At 70.9% G+C, this 26,451-nt stretch carries 19 protein-coding genes and 2 pseudogenes; 9 read left to right on the top strand and 12 right to left on the bottom strand.

The features are described 5' to 3' along the window. The first annotated feature begins 244 nt into the window (after positions 1 to 244). The 3 genes from R4Z63_RS10275 to R4Z63_RS10265 all read left to right on the top strand — a co-directional run bounded on the left by R4Z63_RS10275 (position 245) and on the right by R4Z63_RS10265 (position 3,538). Positions 245 to 1,849, top strand: a complete 1,605-nt coding sequence (locus tag R4Z63_RS10275) for a nucleobase:cation symporter-2 family protein (RefSeq protein WP_384451098.1) — start codon at positions 245 to 247, stop codon at positions 1,847 to 1,849. A 103-nt stretch (positions 1,850 to 1,952) separates the two neighbouring features. After that, positions 1,953 to 2,699, top strand: a complete 747-nt coding sequence (gene recO, locus R4Z63_RS10270) for a DNA repair protein RecO (RefSeq protein ID WP_037923857.1) — start codon at positions 1,953 to 1,955, stop codon at positions 2,697 to 2,699. Between the two features lie 11 nt (positions 2,700 to 2,710). After that, the gene (locus tag R4Z63_RS10265; protein ID WP_037923860.1) at positions 2,711 to 3,538 is read left to right on the top strand and encodes an isoprenyl transferase; all 828 of its coding nucleotides are present in this window, start codon (positions 2,711 to 2,713) and stop codon (positions 3,536 to 3,538) included. A 163-nt stretch (positions 3,539 to 3,701) separates the two neighbouring features. Here R4Z63_RS10265 and R4Z63_RS10260 read toward each other — a convergent pair whose 3' ends face one another. The 4 genes from R4Z63_RS10260 to R4Z63_RS10245 are packed head-to-tail and all read right to left on the bottom strand — an operon-like array spanning position 3,702 to position 6,852. Continuing rightward, positions 3,702 to 4,127, bottom strand: a complete 426-nt coding sequence (locus R4Z63_RS10260; RefSeq protein WP_037923863.1) for a Fur family transcriptional regulator — start codon at positions 4,125 to 4,127, stop codon at positions 3,702 to 3,704. A gap of 42 nt (positions 4,128 to 4,169) precedes the next feature. Then, the gene (locus tag R4Z63_RS10255) at positions 4,170 to 5,033 is read right to left on the bottom strand and encodes a metal ABC transporter permease (protein ID WP_384451103.1); all 864 of its coding nucleotides are present in this window, start codon (positions 5,031 to 5,033) and stop codon (positions 4,170 to 4,172) included. After that, complete coding sequence (locus R4Z63_RS10250; RefSeq protein ID WP_370466537.1) at positions 5,033 to 5,851, bottom strand: metal ABC transporter ATP-binding protein; 819 nt, start codon at positions 5,849 to 5,851, stop codon at positions 5,033 to 5,035. Before R4Z63_RS10250 ends, R4Z63_RS10255 begins: the two co-directional genes overlap by 1 nt. After that, the gene (locus R4Z63_RS10245; protein WP_037923871.1) at positions 5,851 to 6,852 is read right to left on the bottom strand and encodes a metal ABC transporter substrate-binding protein; all 1,002 of its coding nucleotides are present in this window, start codon (positions 6,850 to 6,852) and stop codon (positions 5,851 to 5,853) included. Before R4Z63_RS10245 ends, R4Z63_RS10250 begins: the two co-directional genes overlap by 1 nt. Before the next feature lie 156 nt (positions 6,853 to 7,008). On the opposite strand from R4Z63_RS10245, the gene R4Z63_RS10240 reads away from it, so the two are divergent. Then, positions 7,009 to 8,391: a glycine--tRNA ligase gene (locus R4Z63_RS10240; protein WP_384451108.1), complete on the top strand. Its 1,383-nt coding sequence runs from the start codon at positions 7,009 to 7,011 to the stop codon at positions 8,389 to 8,391. A gap of 77 nt (positions 8,392 to 8,468) precedes the next feature. On the opposite strand, the gene R4Z63_RS10235 is transcribed toward R4Z63_RS10240, so the two are convergent. From R4Z63_RS10235 to R4Z63_RS10220, 4 genes are all read right to left on the bottom strand, one after another. Next, positions 8,469 to 9,203 carry a VC0807 family protein gene (locus R4Z63_RS10235; RefSeq protein WP_037923875.1) on the bottom strand — a complete coding sequence of 245 codons (735 nt, stop codon included), beginning with the start codon at positions 9,201 to 9,203 and terminating at the stop codon, positions 8,469 to 8,471. Positions 9,204 to 9,337: 134 nt separating this feature from the next. Then, entirely contained in the window at positions 9,338 to 9,931 is a 594-nt protein-coding gene (locus tag R4Z63_RS10230) for a TetR/AcrR family transcriptional regulator (RefSeq protein WP_037923876.1), read from the bottom strand. Positions 9,932 to 9,952: 21 nt separating this feature from the next. Next, positions 9,953 to 11,005 (bottom strand): aldo/keto reductase, encoded by a 1,053-nt coding sequence (locus tag R4Z63_RS10225; RefSeq protein WP_052030877.1) that lies wholly within the window; start codon positions 11,003 to 11,005, stop codon positions 9,953 to 9,955. Positions 11,006 to 11,443: 438 nt separating this feature from the next. Beyond that, a complete protein-coding gene (locus R4Z63_RS10220; RefSeq protein WP_384456400.1) occupies positions 11,444 to 12,892 on the bottom strand; it encodes an MFS transporter in 1,449 nt (482 codons plus the stop codon). Positions 12,893 to 12,943: 51 nt separating this feature from the next. On the opposite strand from R4Z63_RS10220, the gene dusB reads away from it, so the two are divergent. The 3 genes from dusB to R4Z63_RS10205 all read left to right on the top strand — a co-directional run bounded on the left by dusB (position 12,944) and on the right by R4Z63_RS10205 (position 18,558). After that, positions 12,944 to 14,086 (top strand): tRNA dihydrouridine synthase DusB, encoded by a 1,143-nt coding sequence (dusB, locus tag R4Z63_RS10215; protein ID WP_037923881.1) that lies wholly within the window; start codon positions 12,944 to 12,946, stop codon positions 14,084 to 14,086. 364 nt (positions 14,087 to 14,450) lie between these two features. Then, positions 14,451 to 17,171, top strand: a complete 2,721-nt coding sequence (gene ppdK / locus R4Z63_RS10210) for a pyruvate, phosphate dikinase (RefSeq protein WP_037923884.1) — start codon at positions 14,451 to 14,453, stop codon at positions 17,169 to 17,171. 388 nt (positions 17,172 to 17,559) lie between these two features. Further along, the gene (locus R4Z63_RS10205; RefSeq protein ID WP_384456404.1) at positions 17,560 to 18,558 is read left to right on the top strand and encodes an ArsR/SmtB family transcription factor; all 999 of its coding nucleotides are present in this window, start codon (positions 17,560 to 17,562) and stop codon (positions 18,556 to 18,558) included. 101 nt (positions 18,559 to 18,659) lie between these two features. Here the strand turns inward: R4Z63_RS10205 and R4Z63_RS10200 are convergent, their stop codons facing one another. After that, on the bottom strand, positions 18,660 to 19,820 hold the full coding sequence (locus R4Z63_RS10200) for an alkaline phosphatase PhoX (RefSeq protein ID WP_384448801.1): 1,161 nt from the start codon (positions 19,818 to 19,820) through the stop codon (positions 18,660 to 18,662). A 568-nt stretch (positions 19,821 to 20,388) separates the two neighbouring features. Here R4Z63_RS10200 and R4Z63_RS10195 point away from each other — a divergent pair. After that, positions 20,389 to 20,803 (top strand): annotated as a pseudogene (locus R4Z63_RS10195) (VOC family protein). A gap of 20 nt (positions 20,804 to 20,823) precedes the next feature. Here the strand turns inward: R4Z63_RS10195 and nirD are convergent. The 3 genes and pseudogenes from nirD to R4Z63_RS10180 form a co-directional block, all read right to left on the bottom strand. Then, positions 20,824 to 21,157 (bottom strand): annotated as a pseudogene (gene nirD / locus R4Z63_RS10190) (nitrite reductase small subunit NirD). Beyond that, a complete protein-coding gene (gene nirB / locus R4Z63_RS10185; protein ID WP_384448795.1) occupies positions 21,154 to 23,679 on the bottom strand; it encodes a nitrite reductase large subunit NirB in 2,526 nt (841 codons plus the stop codon). The pseudogene nirD and the gene nirB overlap by 4 nt, the downstream one beginning before the upstream one ends. Position 23,680: 1 nt before the next feature. Continuing rightward, positions 23,681 to 24,925 carry an NAD(P)/FAD-dependent oxidoreductase gene (locus R4Z63_RS10180; RefSeq protein ID WP_384448792.1) on the bottom strand — a complete coding sequence of 415 codons (1,245 nt, stop codon included), beginning with the start codon at positions 24,923 to 24,925 and terminating at the stop codon, positions 23,681 to 23,683. A 157-nt stretch (positions 24,926 to 25,082) separates the two neighbouring features. Here R4Z63_RS10180 and R4Z63_RS10175 point away from each other — a divergent pair, with 157 nt between their 5' ends. Beyond that, positions 25,083 to 26,378: a ferredoxin reductase family protein gene (locus tag R4Z63_RS10175; RefSeq protein WP_384448789.1), complete on the top strand. Its 1,296-nt coding sequence runs from the start codon at positions 25,083 to 25,085 to the stop codon at positions 26,376 to 26,378. Positions 26,379 to 26,451 lie beyond the last annotated feature (73 nt).

The following is a 26,451-nucleotide window of genomic DNA, read 5'->3' as shown; positions in this document are numbered from 1 at the left end:
CTGGAGAAATCTACAGATCTGGAGGCGATGAGGGTCAACAGTTTGTAGAAGTCGACGATATCTGTGAGGCCACCCACAGGCGTTCAATTCCGGTCACACGCCGAGAAGCCGCCGCCCCGCACAGCGGGACTTCGACCCACGTGAACGTACTGAAAACCCTGGCGAACCAACGGGTTAACGACCCACTTCGCCCAGGGATAACCAGATCTCCTCTCACTTACCTACCTTGAAGGGCAAGGCTGAGATGGCACGTGTCGCCGCCCGGCTTTCCACCGAAGGAAAGCAGAGCACGCACCCGGTCGACGAGGTGCTCCCCGTCCCCAAGCTCGCGCTGTACGGCTTCCAGCATGTACTCGCCTTCTACGCCGGCGCGGTGATCGTCCCGATCATCGTGGGCAGCGCGCTCAAGCTGAGCCCTGAACAGCTGGTCTACCTGATCAACGCGGACCTCTTCACCTGTGGCATCGCGTCGATCATCCAGGCCTGGGGCATCGGCCGGATCGGCGCGCGGCTGCCGCTGATCCAGGGCGTTACCTTCACCGCCGTGTCCCCGATGATCGCCATCGGCCTCGGTGCGGGCGGTGGAACGGCCGCCCTGCTGGTCATCTACGGCGCGGTCATCACCGCCGGTATCGCGACCTTCGCCTTCGCCTGGCTGCCCGCCAAGGCGTTCCGCATGGTCATGCGGCTCTTCCCGCCCGTCGTCACCGGAACGGTGATCACCGTTCTGGGCATCGTCCTGATCCCGGTCGGCCTCAACGACGCGGCCGGCGGTCTCGGCAGCCCGGACTTCGGCGAGCCGAAGAACTTCGCCTACGCCGGCGGCACGATGCTCTTCATCCTGATCCTGATGAAGCTCGGCAGGCCGTTCCTCTCCAGCATCGCGATCCTGCTCGGCCTGGTGGCCGGCACCGGCGTCGCCTTCCTCCTGGGCGACGCGAAGTTCGGCGACGTGGGCACGTCCGACTGGATCGGTGTCACCACCCCCTTCCACTTCGGTGTCCCGAAGTTCGAGTGGTTCCCGATCGTCCTGATGCTCATCGTCATGCTGATCACCATGGTCGAGACGACCGGCGACACCTACGCCGTCGGCGACATCGTCGGCAAGGAGGTCGACAGCGAGACCGTGGCCCGCGCCCTGCGCGCCGACGGCGCCGCCACCGCCCTCGGTGGTGTCCTCAACTCCTTCCCGTACGTCGCCTTCGCCGAGAACGTCGGCCTGGTGCGGATGACCAAGGTGAAGAGTCGGTTCGTGGTCGTCGCCGCCGGTGTCTTCATGATCATCCTGGGTCTGCTGCCCAAGGCCGCCGCGATCGTGGCCTCCGTCCCGCACGGCGTCCTCGGCGGCGCCGCGACCGTCATGTTCGCCATGGTCGCCTTGGCCGGCATTCAGACGCTGGCCAAGGTGGACCTCAAGGAGGAGAAGAACGCGCTGATCGTGGGCGTCTCCCTCGCCTTCGCCCTGCTCCCCGCGACCGTGCCGGTCTTCTTCACCCAGCACATGGACGCGGACCTCTCCTCGCTGCTCAACAGCGGTGTCACGCTCGGCGCCACGGCCGCGATCGTGCTCAACCTCGTCTTCAACGGCCTGGCGAAGGACAACGCCCACGACGTCCCGGCCGCCGGGGCCGTGGCCCTCGCCGAGGCCGCGGCCGACACGGCGCCCGGCACCGGCGCCGCGGCCGACGAGGTTGCCGCCAAGGTCCCCGCCGATGTCCCCGCCGACGTTCCCGCGGCGGTGCCGGCCCAGGCCGCCGCCCCGGCAGCCCCGGCGGCCCCGGCAGCCGCAGCCGCCGCGGCCGAGAAGGCGGACGACGCCGACCCCTCGCCGTCCCCGTCCGCTCCCTGACCCTCCCAAGGGGTGCCGACCCCTCGCCCGGACCCCGGTCCGGGCGAGGGGTCGGCGCTGTGCCGGGCCCCGCCGCCCGGTCCCCGTACGGGACAATGGGCGCATGAGTCTGTTCCGCGACGACGGCATCGTGCTGCGCACCCAGAAGCTGGGTGAGGCGGACCGCATCATCACGCTGCTGACCCGGGGGCACGGAAGGGTGCGGGCCGTGGCCCGCGGGGTGCGCCGCACGAAGTCCAAGTTCGGCGCCCGGCTGGAACCTTTCTCCCATGCCGACGTGCAGTTCTTCGCCCGGGGCAGTGAACTGGTCGGCCGCAGCCTCCCGCTCTGCACCCAGACCGAGATCATCGCCCCGTACGGCAACGGCATCGTCACCGACTACGCCCGCTACACCGCCGGCACCGCCATGCTGGAGACCGCCGAGCGGTTCACCGAGAACGAGGGCGAGCCCTCGGTGCAGCAGTACCTGCTGCTGGTGGGGGCCCTGCGCACGCTCTCGCGCGGCGAACACGAACCGAACCTCGTCCTGGACGCCTTCCTGCTGCGCTCGCTCGCCGTCAACGGCTACGCGCCCAGTTTCGAGGACTGCGCGAAGTGCGGGATCCACGGCCCCAACCGGCACTTCTCCGTCGCGGCCGGCGGGGTCGTCTGTGGGGACTGCCGGGTGCCAGGAAGCGTCGTACCCTCGTCGGAGGCCATCGCCCTGCTCAGCGCCCTGCTGACGGGCGACTGGGGGCATGCCGACGCGTGTGAGGCGCGTCACGTGCGGGAGGGTAGTGGGCTGGTCTCCGCCTATTTGCACTGGCATCTGGAGCGCGGGCTACGCTCCCTGCGATACGTCGAGAAATAGGAGCTGGGCACATGGCACGACGCGGGATTCTGGGACGCTCTCGCCGGGAGTACAAGGTTCCCGAGCCGCACCCCTCCGGTGCGGTCCCGCCGAAGATCCCCGGCGAGCTGATCCCGAACCACGTCGCGGTCGTCATGGACGGCAATGGCCGCTGGGCCAAGGAGCGCGGCCTGCCCCGCACCGAGGGGCACAAGGTCGGTGAGGGCGTCGTGCTCGACGTGCTCAAGGGCTGCCTGGAGATGGGCGTCAAGAACCTCTCCCTGTACGCCTTCTCGACGGAGAACTGGAAGCGCTCGCCCGACGAGGTCCGCTTCCTGATGAACTTCAACCGCGACGTCATCCGCCGTCGCCGCGACGAGATGAACGAGCTGGGCATCCGCATCCGCTGGGTGGGCCGTATGCCGAAGATGTGGAAGTCGGTCGTCCAGGAGCTCCAGGTCGCGCAGGAGCAGACCGTCGACAACGACGCCATGACCCTGTACTTCTGCGTGAACTACGGCGGCCGCGCGGAGATCGCCGACGCCGCGCAGGCCATCGCGCGTGACGTGGCGGCCGGCAAGCTGGACCCGGCGAAGGTCAACGAGAAGACCTTCGCCAAGTACATCTACTACCCGGACATGCCGGACGTGGACCTGTTCCTGCGTCCGAGTGGCGAACAGCGCACCTCCAACTACCTGATCTGGCAGAGCGCTTACGCCGAGATGGTGTTCCAGGACGTGCTGTGGCCGGACTTCGACCGGCGCAACCTCTGGGCGGCGTGCCTGGAGTACGCCCAGCGCGACCGCCGCTTCGGCGGCGCCGTGCCCAACCAGCCCGACGGCCCGGGCACGGCCTCCTGACACCCTGCGCCCCGGATCCCCGCTCGCGGACACCACGGGCGGGGATCCGCCGTATCGGGATCGAGGAACGGCTTCGGCGTGGCGGCGGGGTCCGCCGGGTCGGCGGTACCGGCTGCCGGCCGCGGGTCCGGGCCGGCAGCGTCCTGGCCGCTGGCGCCGGAGCTCAGGCCTTGGCGCAGTCGGCGCAGGTGCCGAAGATCTCCACCGTGTGGGCGACGTTCACGTAGCCGTGTTCGGCGGCGATGGACTCCGCCCACTTCTCCACCGCCGGGCCCTCCACCTCGACGGCCTTGCCGCACTTGCGGCAGACGAGGTGGTGATGGTGATCACCGGTGGAGCAGCGGCGGTAGACGGACTCGCCGTCGCTGGTGCGCAGGACGTCGACCTCGCCTGCGTCCGCCAAGGACTGCAGAGTGCGGTAGACGGTGGTCAGGCCCACGGAGTCGCCACGGTGCTTGAGCATGTCGTGGAGTTCCTGGGCGCTGCGGAACTCGTCCACCTCGTCCAGCGCCGCCGCCACTGCGGCCCGCTGGCGGGTGGATCGTCCTCGTACTGGCGCGGTATTCGTCTCGCCAGGCGCAGTCGCCACCGGTTCCTCCTCGTGTAGGCCTGCGGCCATTGTGCCAGCCCGCTAGACCTTCACATCGTCGCGCGTGCAGACCTCTTCGGCCGCCAGTGCGGCTCTGGCCCGCCGGCGGGCGAGCGGAGCGGAGAGGGCGGTCAGCACCATGAAGACGCCGATCGCGAGCAGCACGATCGTCGCGCCCGAGGGCACGTTGATGTAGTAGGTGGCTGCGGTGCCGGTCAGGGAGACGGTCACGCTGATGGCCATGGCCAGTCCCAGCGTGGTGGCGAAGCTGCGCGTCAGCCGCTGGGCGGCGGCGACCGGGATCACGAGCATCGCGCTGACCAGCAGCAGGCCGACGATGCGCATGGCGACGGTGACGGTGACCGCGGCGGTGACCGCGATCAGCAGGTTCAGGGCGCGCACGGGCAGCCCGGTGACCCGGGCGAACTCCTCGTCCTGACAGACGGCGAAGAGTTGCCTGCGCAGGCCGATGGCGACGGCGAGGACGAAGGCGGCGAGGAGCGCCATCGCGGTCACGTCCTCGGCGGCGACCGTGGTGATCGAGCCGAACATGGAGCCCAGGAGGCTGGCCGTCTGGCCGCCGCCGAGATTGATGATCATGATGCCGCCGGCGAGGCCGCCGTAGAAGAGCATGGCGAGGGCGACGTCCCCGCTGGTCCTGCCGCGGGCGCGGATCAGCTCCATGCCGACGGCGCCGACGACGGCGACGAGGGTGGCCATCCAGACCGGGCTGGTCTGGAGCACGAAGCCGAGAGCGACACCGGTCATGGCGACGTGGCCGAGGCCGTCGCCCATGAGCGCCTGGCGGCGCTGGACGAGGTACGTGCCGATGGCGGGGGCCGTGATGCCGACCAGGGCGGCCGCGATCAGCGCTCGCTGCATGAAGGCGTAGTCGAGGATGTCCATCAGCTCAGCAGTCCCGTCCGCAGGGGCTCGGCGTCGTGCGCCGCGTGGGGGTGTACGTGGTCGTGGCCGGGCAGGGCGTGCTGGCCCACGGCCTCCGGCGGCGGGCCGTCGTGCACGACGCAGCCGTCGCGCAGGACGACGGCGCGGTCGATCAGGGGCTCCAGCGGGCCCAGCTCGTGCAGGACCAGCAGGACGGTGGACCCCGCCGCGACCTGGGCACGCAGCGCGTTCGCCAGGACCTCCTGGTTGGCGAGGTCCACGCCGGCCATCGGCTCGTCCATGATCAACAGTTCGGGTTCGACGGCGAGTGCCCGGGCTATGAGGACGCGCTGGTGCTGGCCGCCGGAGAGGGCGTCCACCGAGACGTCGGCGTGCGCGTCCATGCCGACCAGGGCCAGGGCGTGCTCGATGGCGGCCCGGTCGGCCTTGCGCAGGAGGCCGAAGCGGGTGCGGGCGAGCCGGCCGGAGGAGACGACCTCGCGCACGGTGGCCGGGACGCCGCCGGCGGCGGTGGTGCGCTGCGGGACGTACCCGATGCGCGACCAGTCGCGGAAGCGCTTGAAGTCCGTGCCGAAGAGGCTGAGGGAGCCGTCGGTGAGCGGGACCTGGCCGACCACGGCGCGGACCGCGGTGGACTTGCCGGAGCCGTTGGCGCCGAGCAGGGCGACGACCTCGCCGCGGTGGACGGCGAGGTCGATTCCGCGCAGCACGGGGCGCGAGCCGAGCGAGGCCTTGGCCCCGCGCAGGGATATGACGGGCCGATCGTCGGCCGGCCGGAGCGGGGACTGCATGGCTCGTGCCTCCGTTGCTGCTGTCATCACTTGGCTCCGAGTGCCTTCTGGAGGTTCTTCAGGTTGGACCGCATGACCTCGAAGTAGTCGGCGCCCTGGGACTTCTCGGTGATGCCCTCGATCGGGTCGAGGACGTCGGTCTTCAGGCCGGTGTCCGTCGCGAGCGTCTTCGCCGTCTTGTCGCTGGCCAGCGTCTCGAAGAACACGGTGGTGACATTGTCCTTCTTCGCGACGGCCTGAAGATCCTTCATCCGGGCCGGGCTGGGCTCGGACTCGGGGTCGACGCCGGCGATGCCCTCCTGGTCGAGGCCGTAGCGCTCGGCGAGGTAGCCGAAGGCGGAGTGGGTGGTGATGAAGGTGCGGGAGGCCGTGTTCTTCAGGCCGTCCCGGAACTCGGTGTCCAGCGCGCCGAGCTTGCCGACCAGTTCGTCGGTGTTCTTCCGGTAGTCCGCCGCGTGGCCGGGGTCGGCCTTCTCCAGGGCTGCGCCAACGCCCTTGGCGATCTCCGCGTACTTGACCGGGTCGAGCCAGACGTGCGGGTCGGTGCCGCTGCCGCCGTGGTCGTGGCCCTCGTGCTCGCCTGCGTGGTCCTCGGCGTGCTCGTCGCCCTCCTGGTGGGCGTGGCCCTCCTCGCCGTGGCCCGGCTCGGTGCCGTGGGTCTCCAGCGTGGTGAGGGTGGCGGCGTCGACGACGTTCTTCACGCCGGACTGGGCGACGGCCTTGTCGACGGCGGGCTGCAGGTTCTTGAGGTAGAGGACCACGTCGGCCTCGCCGAGCTGCGCGGTCTGCCGGGGGGTGATCTCCAGGTCGTGCGGCTCGACGCCGGGCTTGGTCAGGCCGTCGACCTTCACGTGGTCCTTGCCGATCTGCTCGGCGAGGAACTGGAGCGGGTAGAACGACGCCGTCACGCCGAGCCTGCCGTCCTCGCCGCCGGCGGCCCCCGCTCCGGAACAGGCGGTCAGGGCCGTGGCGCCGAGGGCGACGGCGCCGGCGAGGGCGGCGGTGGGTATGAGGCGTCGTACGTTCATGACATCCATTTTCATCAAAGATGGAAACGATTGTCAAAAACCCGGGTGGGATGGGGCGGGTGGCCAGGCAGGGAAGGGGAACCGATTTGAAAGGGGGGGTGCGGGCGCCGGTAACCTAAGGGCTTCGCCGTTCGTCCTCGTAATGAAGAGAGCACCGTGGCCGCCGACAAGATCGACACCATCGTCAGCCTGAGCAAGCGCCGTGGCTTCGTTTTCCCGTGCAGTGAGATCTACGGCGGCTCCAAGGCCGCCTGGGATTACGGTCCGCTGGGTGTCGAGCTCAAGGAGAACATCAAGCGCCAGTGGTGGAAGGCGATGGTCACCGGGCGTGAGGACGTCGTCGGTCTCGACTCGTCCGTGATCCTGGCCCCCGAGGTCTGGGTGGCCTCCGGCCACGTCGCGACCTTCTCGGACCCGCTGACCGAGTGCACCTCCTGCCACAAGCGCCACCGCGCCGACCACCTGGAAGAGGCGTACGAGGCCAAGCACGGCCGCCTCCCCGCCAACGGCCTGGCCGACGTCAACTGCCCCAACTGCGGTGTGAAGGGCCAGTTCACCGAGCCCAAGCAGTTCTCCGGCATGCTGGAGACCCACCTCGGCCCGACCCAGGACACCGGCTCCAAGGCGTACCTGCGCCCCGAGACCGCCCAGGGCATCTTCACGCAGTTCGCCCAGGTCCAGGTCACCTCGCGCAAGAAGCCGCCGTTCGGCATCGCGCAGATGGGCAAGTCCTTCCGCAACGAGATCACCCCGGGCAACTTCATCTTCCGCACCCGCGAGTTCGAGCAGATGGAGATGGAGTTCTTCGTCAAGCCCGGCGAGGACGAGCAGTGGCAGGAGTACTGGATGCAGGAGCGGTGGAACTGGTACCGCGACCTCGGCATCCGCGAGGAGAACATCCGCTGGTACGAGCACCCGAAGGAGAAGCTGTCCCACTACTCGAAGCGCACCGCCGACATCGAGTACCGCTTCAACTTCGGCGGCAGCGAGTTCTCCGAGCTGGAGGGCGTCGCCAACCGCACCGACTACGACCTCAAGGCGCACTCCGCGGCCTCCGGCCAGGACCTCCGCTTCTTCGACCAGGAGGCCGGTGAGCACTACACCCCGTACGTGATCGAGCCGGCGGCCGGTGTCAACCGCGCCATGCTCGCCTTCATGCTCGACGCCTACAACGAGGACGAGGCCCCCAACGCCAAGGGCGTCATGGAAAAGCGCACCGTGATGCGCCTCGACCCGCGCCTGGCCCCGATCAAGGTCGCCGTCCTGCCGCTGTCCCGCAACGCGCAGCTGTCGCCGAAGGCCAAGGGCCTCGCCGCCGACCTGCGCAAGTTCTGGAACATCGAGTTCGACGACGCGGGTGCCATCGGCCGCCGCTACCGCCGCCAGGACGAGATCGGCACGCCGTTCTGCGTCACCGTCGACTTCGACACCCTGGACGACAACGCGGTGACCGTGCGCGAGCGCGACACCATGAAGCAGGAGCGCGTCTCCCTGGACCAGATCCAGGCCTACCTGGGCAGCCGTCTGCTCGGCTGCTGACGAGCGCCGTACGACGACCGGTGGCCCGGTGCGCACAGCGCGCACCGGGCCACCGGTCGTTGTCGTGCCGGCCGCGGTCAGGCCGAGGCGGTCCCGGTGCCGGCCGACGCCCCGGCAGCGGCCTGGGCCGCGGCGGCGGCCCGCCTCTCGCCCTCGGCCCGTGAACGCTTGCCGTACAGCGCGGTCCACACGGCCAGACAGCCCAGAACCGTGTAGATCATGATCGGGCTGACCACGACCATCGTGTCGGTGTCCAGGAGATAGGCCAGGGCGATCCGCACCCCTGCCTCGAACAGGTAGGCCACGCCCCAGACGGTGGTCATCACGATCATCGTCCGACGGAAGCCCTCGTACTGCCACAGGCCATTCCACCAGGCCGTGCTCGCGGGAGTGCCGTCGGTGGCGAACGTGCGCCCGAAGTAGAACATCAGGGGCCGGGGCGCGAGCAGGGTGGCCAGGCAGAGCAGGCCGAACAGCCCGGTCACCCCGGAGTCCTTGATCAGCAGGGCGCGGGCCGAGTGCGCGCCGGTCAGCGAGACCACCGCCGTGATCACCAGGAAGACCAGGGTGACGACGGCGAACTCGTCGAGCTTGCGGCGCCAGGCCAGGCTGATCGCACTGTCGACCACGGGCCACGCGCCGCTGAGCAGGAGCGCTGCGAACTCGCTCCAGCCGTGGTCGCGCAGCTGGTTGTAGGTGATGATCGGCGCGACCACGTTGAGCCCAATGGTCAGGATCCAGCCAAGGGCGGCCGCGCCGCCCTTGCGTGCCGGAGGCTCGGGCCGCTCCGTTTGAACTTCTTGCGTGGACATGGTTCCCCCGGGAAGTGCCTGATGGGTCGGTAGGGGAACCGTATGAATCTTGACTGCACTCAAACAAGCGCGCCGTGTCCAAAATGATCACAAAGCCGAGCGAGGCGGCCTGATCGGGATGATCCCGGCCCGCCTCAGGCGCGCAGGCCCCGGATCACCAGCGCGGTGACCGCTTCGAACTCCGCGACGATGGTGGGGGAGAACCACTCGGCCGCGTACTGCGGGTCGTGGAAACGGCCGGTCGCGTCGAAGACCGCACGGGCCGCGGCCGGTACGTCGGGGGCCGCGAGCGAACCGTCGGCGACGCCCTGGGCGATGATCCGGGTCAACTGGCCGATCAGCTGGGTCAGATGGTCTTCCACCGTCCCGCTGTTCTCGGCGAGGAGGACCGTGTACGTGGCGAACAGCTCGGGATCGTCGCCCGCCTTGTGCCGCTTGGCCTCGAACAGTGCCTCCAGCCACGCCTCCAGCTTCGAGGGTGCGCTCCCGGCCGGAGCCGCGGTGATCTCCTCCAGCATGACGACACTCTTGGCGAGCCAGCGGTCGGTGACCGCCTCGCGCAGCGCGGCCTTCGAGGGGAAGTGCCGGTAGACGCTGCCGTGGCTGACGCCCAGGGCCCGCGCCACGTCCACCACGGTCGCCTTGGCCGGGCCGAAACGGCGCAGCACCTCCTCGGTGGTCTCGAGGATGCGCTCGGGGGTGAGGGGCTCGGCGGCAGCGGGTGGCATGGGTACGACCGTACCGCCAGCTCAGTGCTCGCTGTCGAGGTGGGCCATCTGCGCCGCCGGATACCTCTCGCCCGCCACCGCGCCCACCGGCACCGCCTCCTCGATGGCGGCCAGGTCGGCAGGGCTGAGGGTGACGTCCATGGCACCCAGTGCCTCGCCGAGGCGGTCCCGGCGCCGGGCCCCGACCAGCGGCACTATGTCCGCACCGCGCGAGAGCACCCAGGCGATGGCGGTCTGGGCGACGCTCACGCCCTTGTCCTCGGCGACCTTGCGCAAGGCGTCGACAAGGTCCAGGTTTCGGTGGAGGTTCTCGCCCTGGAAGCGGGGACTCATCCCGCGGAAGTCGCCGGGGGCCAGGGCGCGGTCGCGGGTGAAGTGGCCGCTGATCAGGCCGCGCGACAGCACGCCGTATGCCGTGATGCCGATGCCGAGCTCGCGCGCGGCCGGGAGGATCTCCGCCTCGATCCCGCGGGAGACCAGGGAGTACTCGATCTGGAGGTCGGAGATCGGGGCCACGGCCGCGGCTCGCCGCAGGGTGTCGGCGCCGACCTCCGAGAGACCGATGTGGCGCACGTGCCCGGCCTGGACGGCTTCGGCGATGGCTCCGACGGTCTCCTCGATGGGGACGTCCGGGTCCACGCGGGCGATCCGGTAGACGTCGATGTGGTCCCGGCCGAGCCGCTGGAGCGAGTAGGCGAGGAAGTTCCTGACGGCCTCGGGGCGGCCGTCGTAACCGGTGAAGCCGCCTTCGACCGTGCGCAGCGCGCCGAACTTGACGCTGGTGAGCGCCCGGTCGCGGGCCGCGGTCGGAGCTGTCCGCAGGGCTTCGTGGATCAGCAGTTCATTGTGGCCCATGCCGTAGAAGTCGCCGGTGTCGAGCAGCGTGTCGGTGCCTTCGGGGGCGGCTTCCAGGTACGCGTGGATGGTCGCGATGGACTCGGCGCGGTCGGCCTCTCCGTAGAGGGCGGACATCCCCATGCAGCCCAGCCCGAGGGGGAAGACGGACGGGCCGGTGGTGCCCAGGCGCCGGGAAGCGGGGGCGGTGGTCGTGTCGGTGCTCTCGTTCTTCGTCATGGAACGAGAATGGCATGACGGATGACAGATTTCAATATCTGTCACCCGTTGGGGTCGGGTGGGCGTGAGGACCGCCGGTGATCGCCCGCTGACCGGGGCGGCCCGAGCGTGCTCGCCCCGGTCGCGGACGACCTGGCGGGCGAAGGCCCCGCCGAACGGACGCCGACCCTTGCCCCTCAGAGGCCGTCGCCGCGAGGCGGGCCCGAGGTGGGTGGAACGGGGGCGTCACTCCGACCGGAGCGGCGTCCCGGGCGTGACACCGCCTCCGCCCTCGACGAGGCCCGGACGGCGTGTCGGCGAGCCCGCAGGCTCAGGGGACGCGCCCCCCGAGCCCCCTCGGGACCGGGCGGTGCCTCGAACGAGGACTTCGACCGCGGCGCGCGTCCGCCCGGGGCGGCCGCCTCCCCGCGTCGCCCGTGCCGGGGCAGCCCTCGGGCCTCAGCCGCGCGGAGACCCCACGGCCGCTGCGGGCTCGGCGGAGCCCTCCAGGGTGCGGGCCGTGCGTTCCGCCGTCGCCCGTGCCCAGCTCCCGCTGGTCGCCGCGCCCACGACGAGGACGAGCAGCCCGCACAGCGTGATGATCCACCAGGCCGGCTGGGCCGCCCCGGAGAAGTCGGCGCCGCCCGCGAGTCCGGCCGCCAGGACCGAGCCGATGATCGCGACCCCCAGCGTGCCGCCCGTCTGCCGACTGGTGGAGGCGATGGCGGCCGCGACACCCGCCTGGGACCGCGGCATCCCGGACACCGCGGTATTGGTGATCGGCGCGTTCACCATGCCGAAGCCGAGTCCGAACAGCACGTATCCGGTGAACAGGAGCGGGTTGGACGTCTCGGCCTCGAACAGGGCGAACAGCAGGCCGCTCGACGCCATCGCCACTCCGGCGATCAGCAGGCAGATCCGCGGCCCCCGGCTGCCCACCAGCCGTCCGGCCAGGGGAGCGAACAGCACGGTCAGCCCGGCCATCGGCAGCATGTACAGCCCGGCGTGCAGGGCGCTGAGCCCCCGTACGTCCTGCAGGTAGAGGGTGTTGAGGAAGAGGAAGCCGGCCAGCCCCGCGAAGGCACTGATCGCGATGATCGTCGAGCCGCTGAACGGAGCGCTCCGGAAGAACCGGAGGTCGATCAACGGCTCCGTGCGCCTGGGCTCGTGCACCAGCAGCCCGACGAAGGACGCGGCGGCCACCACCGCGCAGCCCATGATCAGCGGCGAGCGCCAGCCGGCGGCGGGCGCCTCGATGATTCCGTACGTCAGACTGCCGAGCAGCGCGATCACCAGCACCTGGCCCAGCGGGTCGGGACGGCGCGGCCGGGCCGCCCGCGACTCGGGGATGTGGCGCAGGGTCAGTACGAGCGCCGCCAGGCCGATCGGCAGGTTGATCAGGAAGATCGAGCGCCAGCCCACGGAGTCCACCAGCACTCCGCCGATCAGGGGGCCGGCCGCCATGGAGACGCCACCGACCGCGCCCCACACCCCGATGGCCCGGGCTCGCTCGGCCGGATCCGTGAAGGTGTTGGTGATGATCGACATCGCGACCGGGTTGAGCATCGCACCGCCGATCGCCTGCACCATCCGGAAGACGATCAGCCAGTCGAGGCTCGGGGCGAGGGAGCACAGCAGCGAGCCGAGACCGAAGGCGAGCAGACCGGCGACGAACACCTTGCGGCGGCCGATCCGGTCGGCCGTGGAGCCCGCGAGCATCAGCAGCGAGGCCAGGACGAGCGTGTACGCGTCGATGGTCCACTGCAGTCCCGCGACCGAGGCGTCGAGCTCGCGGCGCATCGACGGGAGGGCGACGTTGAGCACGGTGTTGTCGAGGCTGACGATGAGCAGGCTCATGCAGCAGATCGCCAGGACGATCCTGCGCTGCCGGTGACTCGGCTCGATCATGCGCCGATGCTACGTCCGCACGACCCCCTCGGCATGCGGGACAATGGGCGGATGACCACGCTCCCCCCGCCCCTCGCGATCGGCCCGCACACCGTGCAGCCCCCCGTGGTGCTCGCACCCATGGCCGGCATCACCAACGCCCCGTTCCGCACCCTCTGCCGGGAGTTCTCGGGCGGCAAGGGCCTGTTCGTGAGCGAGATGATCACCACCCGCGCCCTGGTCGAGCGCAACGAGAAGACCATGCAGCTGATCCACTTCGACGAGACCGAGAAGCCCCGGTCGATTCAGCTGTACGGGGTCGACCCGGTGACGGTCGGCAAAGCCGTCCGCATGATCGTCGAAGAGGACCGCGCCGACCACATCGACCTCAACTTCGGCTGCCCGGTCCCCAAGGTCACCCGGAAGGGTGGCGGCTCGGCGCTGCCGTACAAGCGCCACCTGCTGCGCGCGATCCTGCGCGAGGCCGTCGCCGGGGCCGGCGACCTGCCGGTGACCATGAAGATGCGCAAGGGCATCGACGACGACCACCTCACCTACCTCGACGCCGGCCGCATCGCCGTCGAGGAGGGGGTCACGGCCATCGCCCTGCACGGGCGGACCACCGCGCAGCACTACGGCGGCACCGCCGACTGGGACGCCATCGCGCGGCTCAAGGAGCACGTCCCGGAGATACCGGTCCTCGGCAACGGCGACATCTGGTGCGCCGAGGACGCGCTGCGCATGGTCCGCGAGACCGGTTGCGACGGCGTGGTCGTGGGCCGCGGCTGCCTGGGGCGGCCGTGGCTGTTCAACGACCTGGTGGCGGCCTTCGAGGGGCGACCCGAGGACTTCCATCGGCCGGCGCTGCGCGAGGTCGCGCAGACCATGCACCGGCACGCCCAGCTGCTGGGGGAGTGGATCGGGGACGAGACGCGCGGCGTGATCGACTTCCGTAAGCACGTCGCCTGGTACCTGAAGGGCTTCTCGGTCGGGTCCGAGATGCGCAAGAAGCTCGCGGTGACCTCGTCGCTGGCCGAGCTGAACGCTCATCTGAGCGAGCTCGATCTGGATCAGGCGTGGCCGGAGAGTGCCGACGGCCCGCGCGGCCGGACGTCCGGAAACAACCGAGTTGTCCTGCCGGACGGCTGGCTGAAGGACCCGTACGACTGCGCGGGCGTGAGTGAGGACGCCGAACTGGACACCTCCGGAGGCTGACAAATCGCCCTCCGTGGTGCGTGATATACGCCACGCATGGGAGGGATTTCGCTCAGATGAGCACGTAAGTCACGGGTAAGACTTTCAAAGGGTGGCACTGGGTGCCACCCTTTGTGTGTTCAAGAGTTGAACGCAAATGTATCGATGATCGCTCATCCGAGCGTGAACAGGCCTCAGGGGCCCCTTTATTCTTCGGGATCTGAACGCTCTTCGTACTTTCTGGTTACCCTTGAGTTACTTTCGATCTGCTGGCGCACGGGTGGTTACAGCCGTATGACGGCCAAGTGGACGTACCCAGAAGCCTTCGATCTGGGTATGTTCCTGGCCGTCAGGGCAGCCACCGAGCCTCGAGGAGTCGAGACCCGTGTCGGAAAACAAAGATCAGAAGTTCGTCTACGACTTCACCGAGGGCAACCGGGACCTCAAGGACCTTCTCGGCGGCAAGGGAGCCAACCTCGCCGAGATGACCAACCTGGGGCTGCCGGTCCCTCCCGGCTTCACCATCACCACCGAGGCCTGCAAGGTCTACCTCGAGAGCGGCTCGGCCCCGGCCGCGCTGCGCGACGAGGTCAGCGCCCACCTTGCCGCCCTCGAGTCGAAGATGGGCAAGAAGCTCGGGCAGTCGGACGACCCGCTGCTGGTCTCGGTACGCTCCGGCGCCAAGTTCTCCATGCCCGGCATGATGGACACCGTCCTGAACATCGGCCTCTCCGACGAGTCGGTCGCCGGCCTCGCCGCCCAGGCCGGTGACGAGCGCTTCGCGTGGGACTCCTACCGCCGCCTGATCCAGATGTTCGGCAAGACCGTCCTCGGCGTCGAGGGCGAGCTCTTCGAGGACGCCCTCGACGAGGCCAAGGCCGCCAAGAAGGTCACCGTCGACACCGACCTCGACGCCGCCGACCTCAAGAAGCTCGTCAAGGCCTTCAAGAAGATCGTGGCGAAGGAGGCCGGCCGCGAGTTCCCGCAGGACGCCCGCGAGCAGATGGACCTCGCCGTCGAGGCCGTCTTCAATTCGTGGAACACCGACCGCGCCAAGCTCTACCGTCGCCAGGAGCGCATCCCGAGCGACCTGGGCACCGCGGTCAACGTCTGCTCCATGGTCTTCGGCAACCTGGGCCCGGACTCCGGCACCGGCGTCGCCTTCACCCGCGACCCCGCCAGCGGCCACGCGGGCGTCTACGGCGACTACCTGCAGAACGCCCAGGGCGAGGACGTCGTCGCGGGCATCCGCAACACCGTGCCGCTCGCGGACCTGGAGGCCATCGACAAGGCCTCGTACGACCAGCTCATGACGATCATGACGACGCTGGAGACGCACTACAAGGACCTCTGCGACATCGAGTTCACCATCGAGCGCGGCCAGCTGTGGATGCTCCAGACCCGTGTCGGCAAGCGCACCGCCGGGGCCGCCTTCCGCATCGCCACCCAGCTCGTGGACCAGGGCCTGATCGACGAGGCCGAGGCCCTCCAGCGCGTCAGCGGACACCAGCTGGCCCAGCTGATGTTCCCGCGCTTCGACGAGGGGGCCGGCGGCAAGAAGGGGACCACCCTGCTCGGCCGCGGCATCGCCGCCTCCCCGGGCGCGGCGGTCGGCAAGGCCGTCTTCGACTCCTACACGGCCGTCAAGTGGTCCCGCTCCGGCGAGAAGGTCATCCTGATCCGCCGCGAGACCAACCCCGACGACCTCGACGGCATGATCGCCTCCGAGGGCATCCTCACCTCGCGCGGTGGCAAGACCTCCCACGCGGCCGTCGTCGCCCGCGGCATGGGCAAGACGTGCGTCTGCGGCGCCGAGGAGCTCGACGTCGACACCAAGCGCCGCCGCATGACGGTCGGCGAGACGGTCATCGAAGAGGGCGACGTCGTCTCCATCGACGGCTCCACCGGCAAGGTCTACCTCGGTGAGGTACCCGTCGTGCCGTCCCCGGTCGTCGAGTACTTCGAGGGCCGCATGCACGCCGGCGCCGACGACGCCGACGAGCTCGTCGCCGCCGTGCACCGGATCATGGCGTACGCGGACCGAGTCCGCCGCCTGCGGGTCCGCGCCAACGCCGACAACGCCGAGGACGCGCTGCGCGCCCGCCGCTTCGGTGCCCAGGGCATCGGCCTGTGCCGCACCGAGCACATGTTCCTCGGTGAACGCCGCGAGATGGTCGAGCGCCTGATCCTCGCCGACACCGACGGCGAGCGCGACGAGGCACTCAGTGCCCTCCTGCCGCTCCAGAAGAAGGACTTCATCGAGCTCTTCGAGGCGATGGACGGCCTGCCCGTCACCGTCCGCCTGCTCGACCCGCCGCTGCACGAGTTCCTGCCCGACATCACCGAGCTGTCGGTGCGCGTCGCCCTCGCCGAGTCCCGCAAGGACGCCAACGAGAACGACCTGCGCCTGCTCCAGGCCGTCCACAAGCTGCACGAGCAGAACCCGATGCTGGGCCTGCGCGGCGTCCGCCTGGGCCTGGTCATCCCCGGCCTGTTCGCCATGCAGGTCCGGGCCATCGCCGAGGCCGCGGCCGAGCGCAAGAACGCCAAGGGCGACCCCCGCGTCGAGATCATGATCCCGCTCGTGGGCACCGTCCAGGAGCTGGAGATCGTCCGCGAGGAGGCCGACGCGGTCATCGCCGAGGTCGAGGCCGCCACCGGCACCACCCTCAAGCTCTCCATCGGCACCATGATCGAGCTGCCCCGCGCCGCCCTGACGGCTGCCCAGATCGCCGAGGCGGCGCAGTTCTTCTCCTTCGGCACGAACGACCTGACCCAGACGGTGTGGGGCTTCTCCCGCGACGACGTCGAGGCCAGCTTCTTCACCGCGTACCTGGAGAAGGGCATCTTCGGGGTCTCGCCCTTCGAGACCATCGACAAGGACGGCGTCGGCTCCCTCGTGCGTCACGCGGTCAAGCAGGGCCGGGCCACCCGCCCCGACCTCAAGCTCGGCGTCTGCGGCGAGCACGGCGGTGACCCCGAGTCCGTCCACTTCTTCCACGAGGTCGGCCTCGACTACGTCTCCTGCTCGCCCTTCCGGATTCCGGTGGCGCGCCTGGAGGCCGGCCGTGCCGCCGCCGAGGCGAAGGGCAGCGACAGCCGCTGACCCTCCGGCCCCGCGCCGGGGCCCCATGAACCGCGCCTGTCCCCGGGTTCCCTGACTGCCCGGGGGCGGGCGCGCCTCAGTTTTGTTGTTCAACAAACCTTTACGCCAGCAGGCGGTGGACGGATCCCCACCCGTCCACCGCCGCTGTCATTCTGCCGGGCACGTCGGCGCTTCCCGGTGCGACCGACCGCCAGGCCCCGCAAAGCCCCCCACGGCCTTCGCGGAGCGTTTCGGTCGCACCGGAGTGTGCCCGGCGGAGTACAGCATTTCGGTTGTCACGCCCCTGCCGAAAGGGGTTTCAACTGTGGCCGAAAGGGCGTGGTGACCACGTGTGACTGCGTGCATACTCATGGGGCGGGGGGATTGCGGTTGCACAGGTGGGGGTTCGGTGCTGCGTATCCATTTCACTGGAGTGGACCTGGCACGCGTACGGATGGCAGGGCGTCCCGATGCGTTGTGGGAAACGATTCTCAGCTTTCACCGCTTAAGAGACCGGCGCGATGCCCGGTTGTTCGGTGAATGGCGTACGGAAACCCGGAGCAGGTTGAATAGTGAAACACGCACGCTCGGTATGCTCATACCGAGTCGCGGTTATTTCCCCGATTTCCTGACCCCTGTGGAGGGGCAGTACGGGTGGGACGTGGGCCTCGACGCGTTGCGCGGGATCCGCCCCGAGCGGATGCGCCGCGAGCTCCAGCTGCTGGGAGCCGGAGCGCCCGTGACACCACGGCTGCGGGACTTCATGGAGGGCGGCACCCAGCAGCTCCCGAGGCTGATGGGCGAGCTGCGCGCCTACCATCGGGCGGCCGTGGAGCCGTACTGGACCCACATACAGGCCCAGATAGAAGCCGAACGGGCGGCACGCGGCCGCGCGTTGCTCGACGGCGGCGCCGACGAGCTGCTGGCCTCGCTGCCGCCCATGCTGCGCTGGCAGGCCCCGGTGCTGGAGTGCGACTACCCGGTGGACCGCGACGTACGGCTGCGCGGGCGCGGGCTGCTCCTCCAGCCCTCCTTCTTCTGCCGGCGCACCGCGGTCACCCTGCACGACCCCGAACTGCCGCCGGTGCTCGTCTACCCGGCGGCCGCGCAGCTGGCCTCCGCGCCGGGCAGCGGCGAGGTGGCACGCCCCGTGGAGGAGCAGCGCCAGCGCACCCTGGGCAAGCTGGTCGGGCACACCCGCTCGGTCGTGCTGAGGGCCATAGGGGACGGTGCGACCACCAGCGAGCTGGCCCGCCGGGCAGGGGTCTCACTGGCCTCCGCGAGCCAGCACGCCTGCGTGATGCGCGAGGCGGGCCTGGTGACCACCCTGCGTCGCGGCAATGCGGTCCTGCACACCGTGACCCCGCTGGGAGCCGCACTCCTCAAGGGCGGCGCCGTGGCGTCGTGAACGCGGCCGCACCCCGGCGGGTCGAACCCGCCGGGGTGCGGCCGGTGGTGCGGGCGCGGCACCGGTTCCCGGGGTTCCGCCCCGGTACCCCGCAACGCGCCCTACACCCGGAACGGCCCCGTCACCTCGTAGGTGATGCCGCCGGAGGAGCTGCCGCTCGTACCGCGCTGGCTGGAGAAGTAGAGCCGGTTCCCGGCGGGGGAGAAGGCCGGGCCGGTGATCTCCGAGGAGGACTGCCCGGTGACCCGCAGGAAGGGCGCCACCACGTCGTCCGGGGTGATCACGCAGATCTCCATGTTGCCGCCGTCCTCCGCGACGTAGAGGTCGCCGTACGAGGAGCCGGTGACGTTGTCCACGCCGGTCAGCGGGGCCGCGCCGCCGGGCACGAGCGAGTCGTCGTAGGCGAGCTCGTAGGTGTTGTTCGTGAGGTTGATCTGCCAGACCCTGTTGTCGCCCTTGGTGGTGAACCAGACCGTGTCGTTGGCGTAGTGGCAGCCCTCGCCGCCGTTGAACTTCTTGGAGCCGGAGACCTGGCTGCGGGTCGCCTTCGGGGAGCCGTCCGGGTCGGGGACGTTCTGCCAGGTGAAGGAGCCGGAGGTGGCCGTTCCGGCCTTGAGGACCTGGAGGGTGCCGGAGGAGAGGTTGCCCCAGGTGGTGGGGATGAAGCGGTAGAAGCAGCCGCTCGTCTCGTCCTCCGTCAGGTAGATCACCTGCCGGACCGGGTCCGCGGCGGCTGCCTCGTGCCTGAAGCGGCCCATCGCCGGCCGCTGGACGGCGGCGTTCACGCCGTACGGGTCGGTCTCGTAGACGAAGCCGCGGTCGACCTCCTCGCAGGACAGCCAGGTGTTCCACGGGGTCTTGCCGCCCGCGCAGTTCTGCCGGGTGTTCGACAGGATCCGGTAGGCGCCGGTGATGGTGCCGGAGGAGTTGAACCTCACCGCGCTCGCGCCGCCGGAAGGGTTGATCTCCGAGTTCGACACGTAGATCCAGCCCGCGCCGTCGGCGTAGCAGGCACCGCCGTCGGGGGCGCTGTGCCAGGTGTACGAGGTACCGGCGACGGTCTGGCTGGAGCGGGCGATCACCCGGCTGGTGAAACCGCTCGGGAGCATGATGCCGTTGGCGTCGGCGGCGCCCAGCGCCCCGTAGGGGCCGGCACCGGGCTGCGCGGGCGCCGCGTAGGCCGCTCCCCGCATCAACGTGCCGCCGAAGGCGGCGGCCGACGAACCGATCACTGCGCCGCGCAGGAAGGTACGACGTTCCACGGTCACTCCTGTGGGAGGAAGGCCCCGCGGCCGGTCGGACGCGGGTCGCACGCGTCGAGGAACCTAGGAGACGCCAGTTGACGTGGCGCCAAATCCTCATTACGCCCGGGCGACCGCTCGGCGTTCAATCCTTCCGCGAGGATTTCCCGGGCGCCCGGGGCTTCCTTTCCCGAAGGCCTTCCGGACCTCCGCGGGGTCCGCGCGGCCGGAATGCCGTGCCCCGGATCCGGGCGACGGACGGTGTTCGCACTGCGCCGCGTCCGCGAAGCCCGCCGCGCCCCGTGCCCCGGGCTGCGGTCCGACCGGTGCTCCTCACCGACCAGTTCCGGCCTGTTCGGCGCGCCGGGGTTTAGGAGGTGCCCGCGCGCGGTGGCGCGAAATGATCCACGGCGGGACCGTGTGCCCCGCCCGCTACGGATCGCCGGACCCGGGGAGCGGGCCCCGTCCACATCGCTCCGTGCACCGGGAAAAAAGATCCCGCGCGCCGATGAGTTTCCCGCGGCCCCGCGGTCCACCTCTCGAAAGCATCGACCGAGCAGCACGCGAGCAGCACGAGAGAGGGACCCCGATGTCCGCGACCATGATCTTCGTCAACCTGCCCGTCAAGGACCTGGACGCCAGCAAGGCCTTCTGGGGCACGCTGGGCTACTCCTTCAACGCCCAGTTCACCGACGAGAACTGCGCCTCGATGGTCATCAGCGACACCATCGTCGCGATGCTCCTCACCGAGGCCCGCTACAAGGACTTCACCCACAAGGAGATCGCGGACGCCGCGAAGACCTCCGAGGTCCTGCTCTGCCTGAGCGCCGCGAGCCGCACCGCCGTCGACGAGCTGGTGGACGGGGCCCTGGCGGCCGGCGCCATCGAACCCCGTCCGGCCGAGGACCACGGCGTCATGTACGGGCCGCACCTTCGACGACCTCGACGGCCACACCTGGCAGATCATGTGGATGGACCCGGCCGTGGTCCGGAAGCAGGACTGACCGGCCGAACGCTCCCACCCTCAGGAGGTCGCCGCGGTCCGCACCGGGTAGGTGCGGACCGCCACCTCCCCGTCGTCCAGGCAGCGCCCCGTCTCCAGGTCGAAGCGCTGCTTGAGCAGCGGGGAGGCCACGAAGGGTCGGCCCGCCGCCGCCCCCACCAGGCCGCGGGAGAGCACCTGCGCGCCGGTGAAGGGGTCCTGGTTGCCGATGGCGTACGCACGCCCCGCGCGGTCGACGAACACCGCGGCCTGGCTTCCGTCGGGCAGCAGCGCGGCCACCCCGCGCCCCGGGGATGAGCGCCGACAGCTCGCACACCGTCAGCCAGCCCTGCGCCACTTGCAGTTCCACGGTCATCGGACGGCACCTCCTATGGTCAGGACAGCCAGGTCGGGCTTGACCTGGCCGCGCTCGGGGACGAACTTCACGGTCGGGTCGGGGGCGCCGGGCGCGTTCACGAAGGAGACGAACCTGCGCAGCCGCTCCGGGTCCTGGAGCGTCTCGGCCCATTCGTCCCGGTAGTGCGCCACGTGGTCGGCCATCAGCGACTCCAGCTCCGCGCACAGCCCCAGCGAGTCGTGCACGACCACATCCCGCAGGTGGTCGAGGCCGCCCTCCAGCCGCTCCAGCCAGGTCGAGGTGCGCTCCAGCCGGTCGGCGGTACGGATGTAGAACATCAGGAACCGGTCGATCAGCCGGATCAGTTCCGCGTCCGACAGGTCCTGGGCGAGGAGGTCGGCGTGGCGCGGGGTGGCGCCGCCGTTGCCGCCCACATAGAGGTTCCAGCCGCTCGCCGTCGCGATCACCCCGAAGTCCTTGCTCTGCGCCTCCGCGCACTCGCGGGCGCAGCCGGACACCGCCGACTTGAGCTTGTGCGGGGCGCGCAGTCCCCGGTAGCGCAGCTCCAGGTCGATGGCCATCCGGACGCTGTCCTGGACGCCGTAACGGCACCAGGTCCGCCCCACGCAGGACTTCACCGTCCGCAGGGCCTTCCCGTAGGCGTGCCCGGACTCGAAACCGGCGTCGACGAGCCGCGCCCAGATCCGCGGGAGCTGGTCCACGCGCGCACCGAACAGGTCGATCCGCTGCCCACCGGTGATCTTCGTGTAGAGGCCGAAGTCGCGAGCCACCTCGCCGATCACGATCAGCTTGTCGGGGGTGATCTCACCGCCGGGGATCCGCGGCACGACCGAGTACGAGCCGTTGCGCTGCATGTTCGCCAGGAAGTGGTCGTTGGTGTCCTGGAGGGCGGCCTGCTCCCGGTCCAGGACGTAGCCGCTGGCGCCGAGCGTGGGCGCGAGCGAGGCGATGATCGAGCCGACCGCCGGCTTGCAGACCTCGCAGCCGTCGCCGCCCCGGGCCCCGGGGCGCCCGTGGCCGTCGAGGATCTGTTCGTAGGAGGTGAGCCTGCGGGTGCGGACGATCTCGTAGAGCTCGGCCCGGGTGTACGGGAAGCAGCCGCACAGTCCCGGGTCGGCAGCGGCCGGGAGCAGCTGCCCGATCACCTTGACGCAGGAACCGCAGCCGGTGCCCGCCCTGGTGCACTTCTTGACCTCGGACAGGGTGGAGCAGGCGGTGACGGCCTTCTTCGTGACGTTGTGGCAGGAGCAGATCACTGCGTGGTCGGGCAGGGCCGACGGGCCGAGTGCGGCGGGCGCGCCGACGCCCGCCGGCAGGACCAGCTGCTCGGGGGCGACGGGCGGGACGCTGCCGGTGAGCGGGCGCAGCAGGCCGTACGCGTCGGCGTCGCCGACCAGGACACCGCCGAGGAGGACCCCGTCGGGGGAGACCACCAGCTTCTTGTAGACGCCGGAGCGGGAGTCGGACCAGACGACGTCCAGGCTGCCGGGGGCGCTGCCGTGGGCGTCCCCGAAGGAGGCGACGTCCACGCCGAGCAGCTTCAGCTTGGTGGAGAGGTCGGCCCCGGTGAACTCCTTCCCCCGGCCCAGCAGGTCGTCGGCGGCGGTCTCGGCCATCTCGTAGCCGGGGGCGACCAGGCCGTAGACGCGGCCGTCGACGGCGAGGGCGCACTCGCCGATGGCGTAGACGCGAGGGTCGGAGGTCAGGCAGCGGGCGTCGACCGCGATACCGCCGCGTTCGCCGACGTCCAGCCCGGCCTCGCGGGCGAGCTGGTCGCGGGGGCGGACGCCGGCGGAGAAGACGACGAGGTCGGTGTCGACGGTGGAGCCGTCGGAGAGCCGCATTCCGCTGACGCGGCCGTCCTCGCCGGTCACCACTTCCTGGGTGCCGACACCGGTGTGGACGGTGAGGCCCATGGACTCGATGGTGCGCAGCAGGGCGGCGCCCCCACCCTCGTCGACCTGGACGGGCATCAGGCGCGGGGCGAACTCGACGATGCGGGTGGCCAGGCCGAGTCCCTGGAGGGCGCCGGCGGCCTCCAGCCCGAGGAGGCCGCCGCCCACGACCGCACCGCTGGCCCTGCCCTTCGCGTACTCCTCGATGGCCAGGAGGTCCTCGATCGTGCGGTAGACGAAGCAGCCGGGGGCGTCCTTCCCCGGCACGGGCGGCACGAAGGGGTAGCTGCCGGTCGCGAGGACCAGCACGTCGTACGGGAAGACGCGCCCCGAGCGGGAGGTGACGGTGCGCGCGGCACGGTCGATGCACTCGGCCGGGTCGTCGAGGTGGAGGGCGATGCCGTGCTGCTCCATGAACCCGGCAGGCGTCATGGACAGGTCCTCGGGGGCGCTGCCGGAGAAGTACGAGGTCAGGTGCACGCGGTCGTAGGCGGGCCGCGGCTCCTCGCAGAGCACGGTGATCCGGTGCGTGGCGGTGACCCCGCGCTCGGCGAGCGCTTCGAGGTAGCGCTGGCCGACCATGCCGTGCCCGATGAGCACGATCGTGGGCGAGGGCTCGGTCATGTCAGTGGCCTCCGTCGTCGGTGAGCAGGTGGAACAGGTCGTGCGGTGGTTCCCCGCCCTCCCAGGTGCGGGCGAGGGCGCCCACGGTCGAGAGCTCGCCGAGCAGTACCCCGCCGACGAGGCGGTCGCCGCGCAGGACGACCTTGCGGTAGGTCCGCCGGGTGCCGTCGGCGAGATGGACCACGTCGTCGCCGGGGCGGGGAGTGGTCTCGCCGAAGGCGGCGAGGTCCAGGGCGCGGTCGTCGGCTCCGCCGAGGGTGAGGCGGGTCAGGGCGCGGGTGCCGGTGTACGGCGCGGGGGCCCCGGTGAGGACGGAGGCGAGCGCGTCGGCCTGCTCCAGGGCGGCGCCGGCCAGGCCGTACACCTGTCCGGCGTGCTCGGCGCAGTCGCCGACGGCGTGGATGCGGGGGTCGCTGGTGCGCAGGTGGTCGTCGACCACGATGCCGGTCCGCACGTCCAGGCCGGCGGCCTCGGCGAGGCCGGTGCGGGGGCGTACGCCGCAGGCGAGCACGACGACGTCGGCCTCCAGCCGGTAGCCGTCGGCGAGTTCGACGCCGGTGGCCCGGCGCGGGGTGTCCGCGCCGCGCCGTGTTGCGGCAGGCCCGGTCGTCGTCAGGCCGCGGACCCGGCATTCGGTGTGGATCTCCACGCCGAGCTCGGTCAGATGCGTGGCCAGCAGGGCGGAGGCTTCGACATCGAGGTGGCGTTCCATCAGGCGCTCGCCCTGCTGGGCGAGGACCACCACCGCCCCGCGTGCGGCGAGCGCCCGGGCGGCCGAGACGCCCAGCAGGCCCCCGCCGATCACCACCGCCCGCACCCCGGGGCGCACGGCCGCCGAGAGGGCCAGGCAGTCGTCCATGGTGCGGAAGGCGTGCACCCCGTCCGGGAGCTCCCGTCCCCCCGGCTCGAACAGCCCGCGCAGCGGGGGGAGCACCGCGTTCGAACCGGTGGCCAGCACCAGCGTGTCGTACGCGGCCACCGTGCCGTCGTCGCAGTGCACGGCCCGCTCCGCCCGGTCGATCCGCACCGCGCGGACTCCACGCCGCAGTGCTGGGCCGGGGGCCGGGAGGGCGGTCACCTCCGGGGCGTACCGGCCCGCCAGTACCTCGGCGAGCAGGACCCTGTTGTACGGGACGCGGGACTCCTCGCCGAGGACGGTCACCGTCGCGGCCGGGCCCAGCCGGTCCGCGAGACGCAGGCCCGCGAGGCCGCCGCCGATCACCACCACACGTTTTTCCGGGGTCATGCCATGAGGGTGCGCGGCCGCTGTTTCCCCGCCGCATCGCTGCTGTTACCCGGACGGAACGCCGACCTCAGCGCCCGGTTTAAGGGTCGGTGAGGGCTGCCTCAAGGCCGTCTTAAAGGCCCTCGCGGCCGCTCCCGGCGCCCTTAGCGTGACCTGCATGCGAGATGCTGCGGTGCTGGTCAGGGGCGGAATCCTGAGTGGGGCGGGGGTGGTGTTCCTGCTCTGGGCGGTGCAGGTCCGGCCTTCGGCGCGGCCCGACGCGCTCTTCGCCACCGCTGCGCACCTCACCGGTCTGCTCGCCGGATACGGGGTGCTGGTGCTGCTGTTCCTGATGGCCCGGGTGCCCGCGGTCGAACACGGGGTCGGTGCCGACCTGCTCGCTCGCTGGCACGCCCTGGGGGGCCGTCACGTCCTGCTCCTCTGCTTCGGACACGGACTCTTCGCCCTGCTCGGGTACGCCGTGCACACGGGCGCGGACTTGGTCCGTGCCGTCCGGGAACTGCTCGGCTACCCCGCCATAGCCGCCGCGGCGGCCGGGAGCGTCCTGCTGGCCGCGGTCGGCGCGACCTCCGCCCGGGCCGTACGCCGCCGGATGCCGTACGAAACCTGGCGTGGGGTGCACCTGCTCGTATACCTCGCCGCCGCCCTCGGCTTCGGGCACCAGCTCGCCGGGCCGGATCTCGTGGCCGCGGCCTGGTTCTGGGCGCTCGCCCACAGCCTCGTCGCCGTGCTGCTGATCTGGTATCGCGCCGTGGTCCCCGTGCGGCAGGCCCTGCGGCACGCGCTGCGGGTCGCGGAGGTCCGCTCCGAGGGGCCGGGGGTCGTCTCGGTCGTCGTCCGGGGCGAGCGCCTGGCGGAACTGCGTGCGGAGCCGGGCCAGTTCCTGCGCTGGCGGTTCCTGCAGCGGGGGCTGTGGCCGACCGCGCTGCCGTTCTCCCTGTCCGCGCCGGTGCGCGGGGACACGCTGAGGATCACCGTCAAGGGCCTCGGCGGCCACTCCCGCCGGATCCGACGGCTGCGCCCCGGTACGCGGGTCCTCGCCACCGGGCCGTTCGGCGCGCTGACCGCGGCCCGGCGGACCCGGCCCCAGGTGGTGCTGATCGCGGGCGGGGTCGGGATCACCCCGATGCGGGCGCTGTTCGAGACGCTGCCGGGCGGTCCCGGGGACATCACCCTGCTCTACCGGGCCGGCGCCGAGGAGCACCTGGTGCTGCGCGCGGAGCTGGAGGCCATCGCGGCCGAGCGGCAGGCCGGGCTGCACTACCTGCTCGGGCCGTCGGGCGGGGCCTACGACCCGCTGGCCCCGCAGGCACTGGCCGCACTGGTGCCCGACCTGGCCGAGCACGACGTCTACCTGTGCGGGCCGCCGGGGATGACGGAGGCGACCCGGGCCGCACTGCTGCGGGCCGGAGTGCCGCTCGGGCGGATCCATTCGGAGTGCTTCAGCTTGTGAGCCGGGCGGGTGCGTTCCGCCCGCTCCGCCCCGACCTGCGCCGGTGTCGTTCCCCGCCGCCCTGCGCGTCCTG

This window comes from Streptomyces sp. PL-29 (assembly GCF_058344425.1).
Note: the sequence above shows the minus strand (reverse complement) of the source record. Positions and strands in the feature narration are given on the sequence as shown.

What these genes read in the sequence shown, in the direction of transcription:
- R4Z63_RS10220 (WP_384456400.1), bottom strand. Translation starts at nt 12,892, where the DNA reads ATGATCGAGCCGAGTCACCGGCAGCGCAGGATCGTCCTGGCGATCTGC.
- nirB (WP_384448795.1), bottom strand. Translation starts at nt 23,679, where the DNA reads ATGACCGAGCCCTCGCCCACGATCGTGCTCATCGGGCACGGCATGGTC.
- R4Z63_RS10265 (WP_037923860.1), top strand. Translation starts at nt 2,711, where the DNA reads ATGGCACGACGCGGGATTCTGGGACGCTCTCGCCGGGAGTACAAGGTT.
- R4Z63_RS10175 (WP_384448789.1), top strand. Translation starts at nt 25,083, where the DNA reads ATGCGAGATGCTGCGGTGCTGGTCAGGGGCGGAATCCTGAGTGGGGCG.
- R4Z63_RS10245 (WP_037923871.1), bottom strand. Translation starts at nt 6,852, where the DNA reads ATGAACGTACGACGCCTCATACCCACCGCCGCCCTCGCCGGCGCCGTC.
- R4Z63_RS10255 (WP_384451103.1), bottom strand. Translation starts at nt 5,033, where the DNA reads ATGGACATCCTCGACTACGCCTTCATGCAGCGAGCGCTGATCGCGGCC.
- R4Z63_RS10235 (WP_037923875.1), bottom strand. Translation starts at nt 9,203, where the DNA reads ATGTCCACGCAAGAAGTTCAAACGGAGCGGCCCGAGCCTCCGGCACGC.
- dusB (WP_037923881.1), top strand. Translation starts at nt 12,944, where the DNA reads ATGACCACGCTCCCCCCGCCCCTCGCGATCGGCCCGCACACCGTGCAG.
- R4Z63_RS10180 (WP_384448792.1), bottom strand. Translation starts at nt 24,925, where the DNA reads ATGACCCCGGAAAAACGTGTGGTGGTGATCGGCGGCGGCCTCGCGGGC.
- R4Z63_RS10225 (WP_052030877.1), bottom strand. Translation starts at nt 11,005, where the DNA reads ATGACGAAGAACGAGAGCACCGACACGACCACCGCCCCCGCTTCCCGG.
- R4Z63_RS10250 (WP_370466537.1), bottom strand. Translation starts at nt 5,851, where the DNA reads ATGACAGCAGCAACGGAGGCACGAGCCATGCAGTCCCCGCTCCGGCCG.
- R4Z63_RS10230 (WP_037923876.1), bottom strand. Translation starts at nt 9,931, where the DNA reads ATGCCACCCGCTGCCGCCGAGCCCCTCACCCCCGAGCGCATCCTCGAG.
- recO (WP_037923857.1), top strand. Translation starts at nt 1,953, where the DNA reads ATGAGTCTGTTCCGCGACGACGGCATCGTGCTGCGCACCCAGAAGCTG.
- R4Z63_RS10275 (WP_384451098.1), top strand. Translation starts at nt 245, where the DNA reads ATGGCACGTGTCGCCGCCCGGCTTTCCACCGAAGGAAAGCAGAGCACG.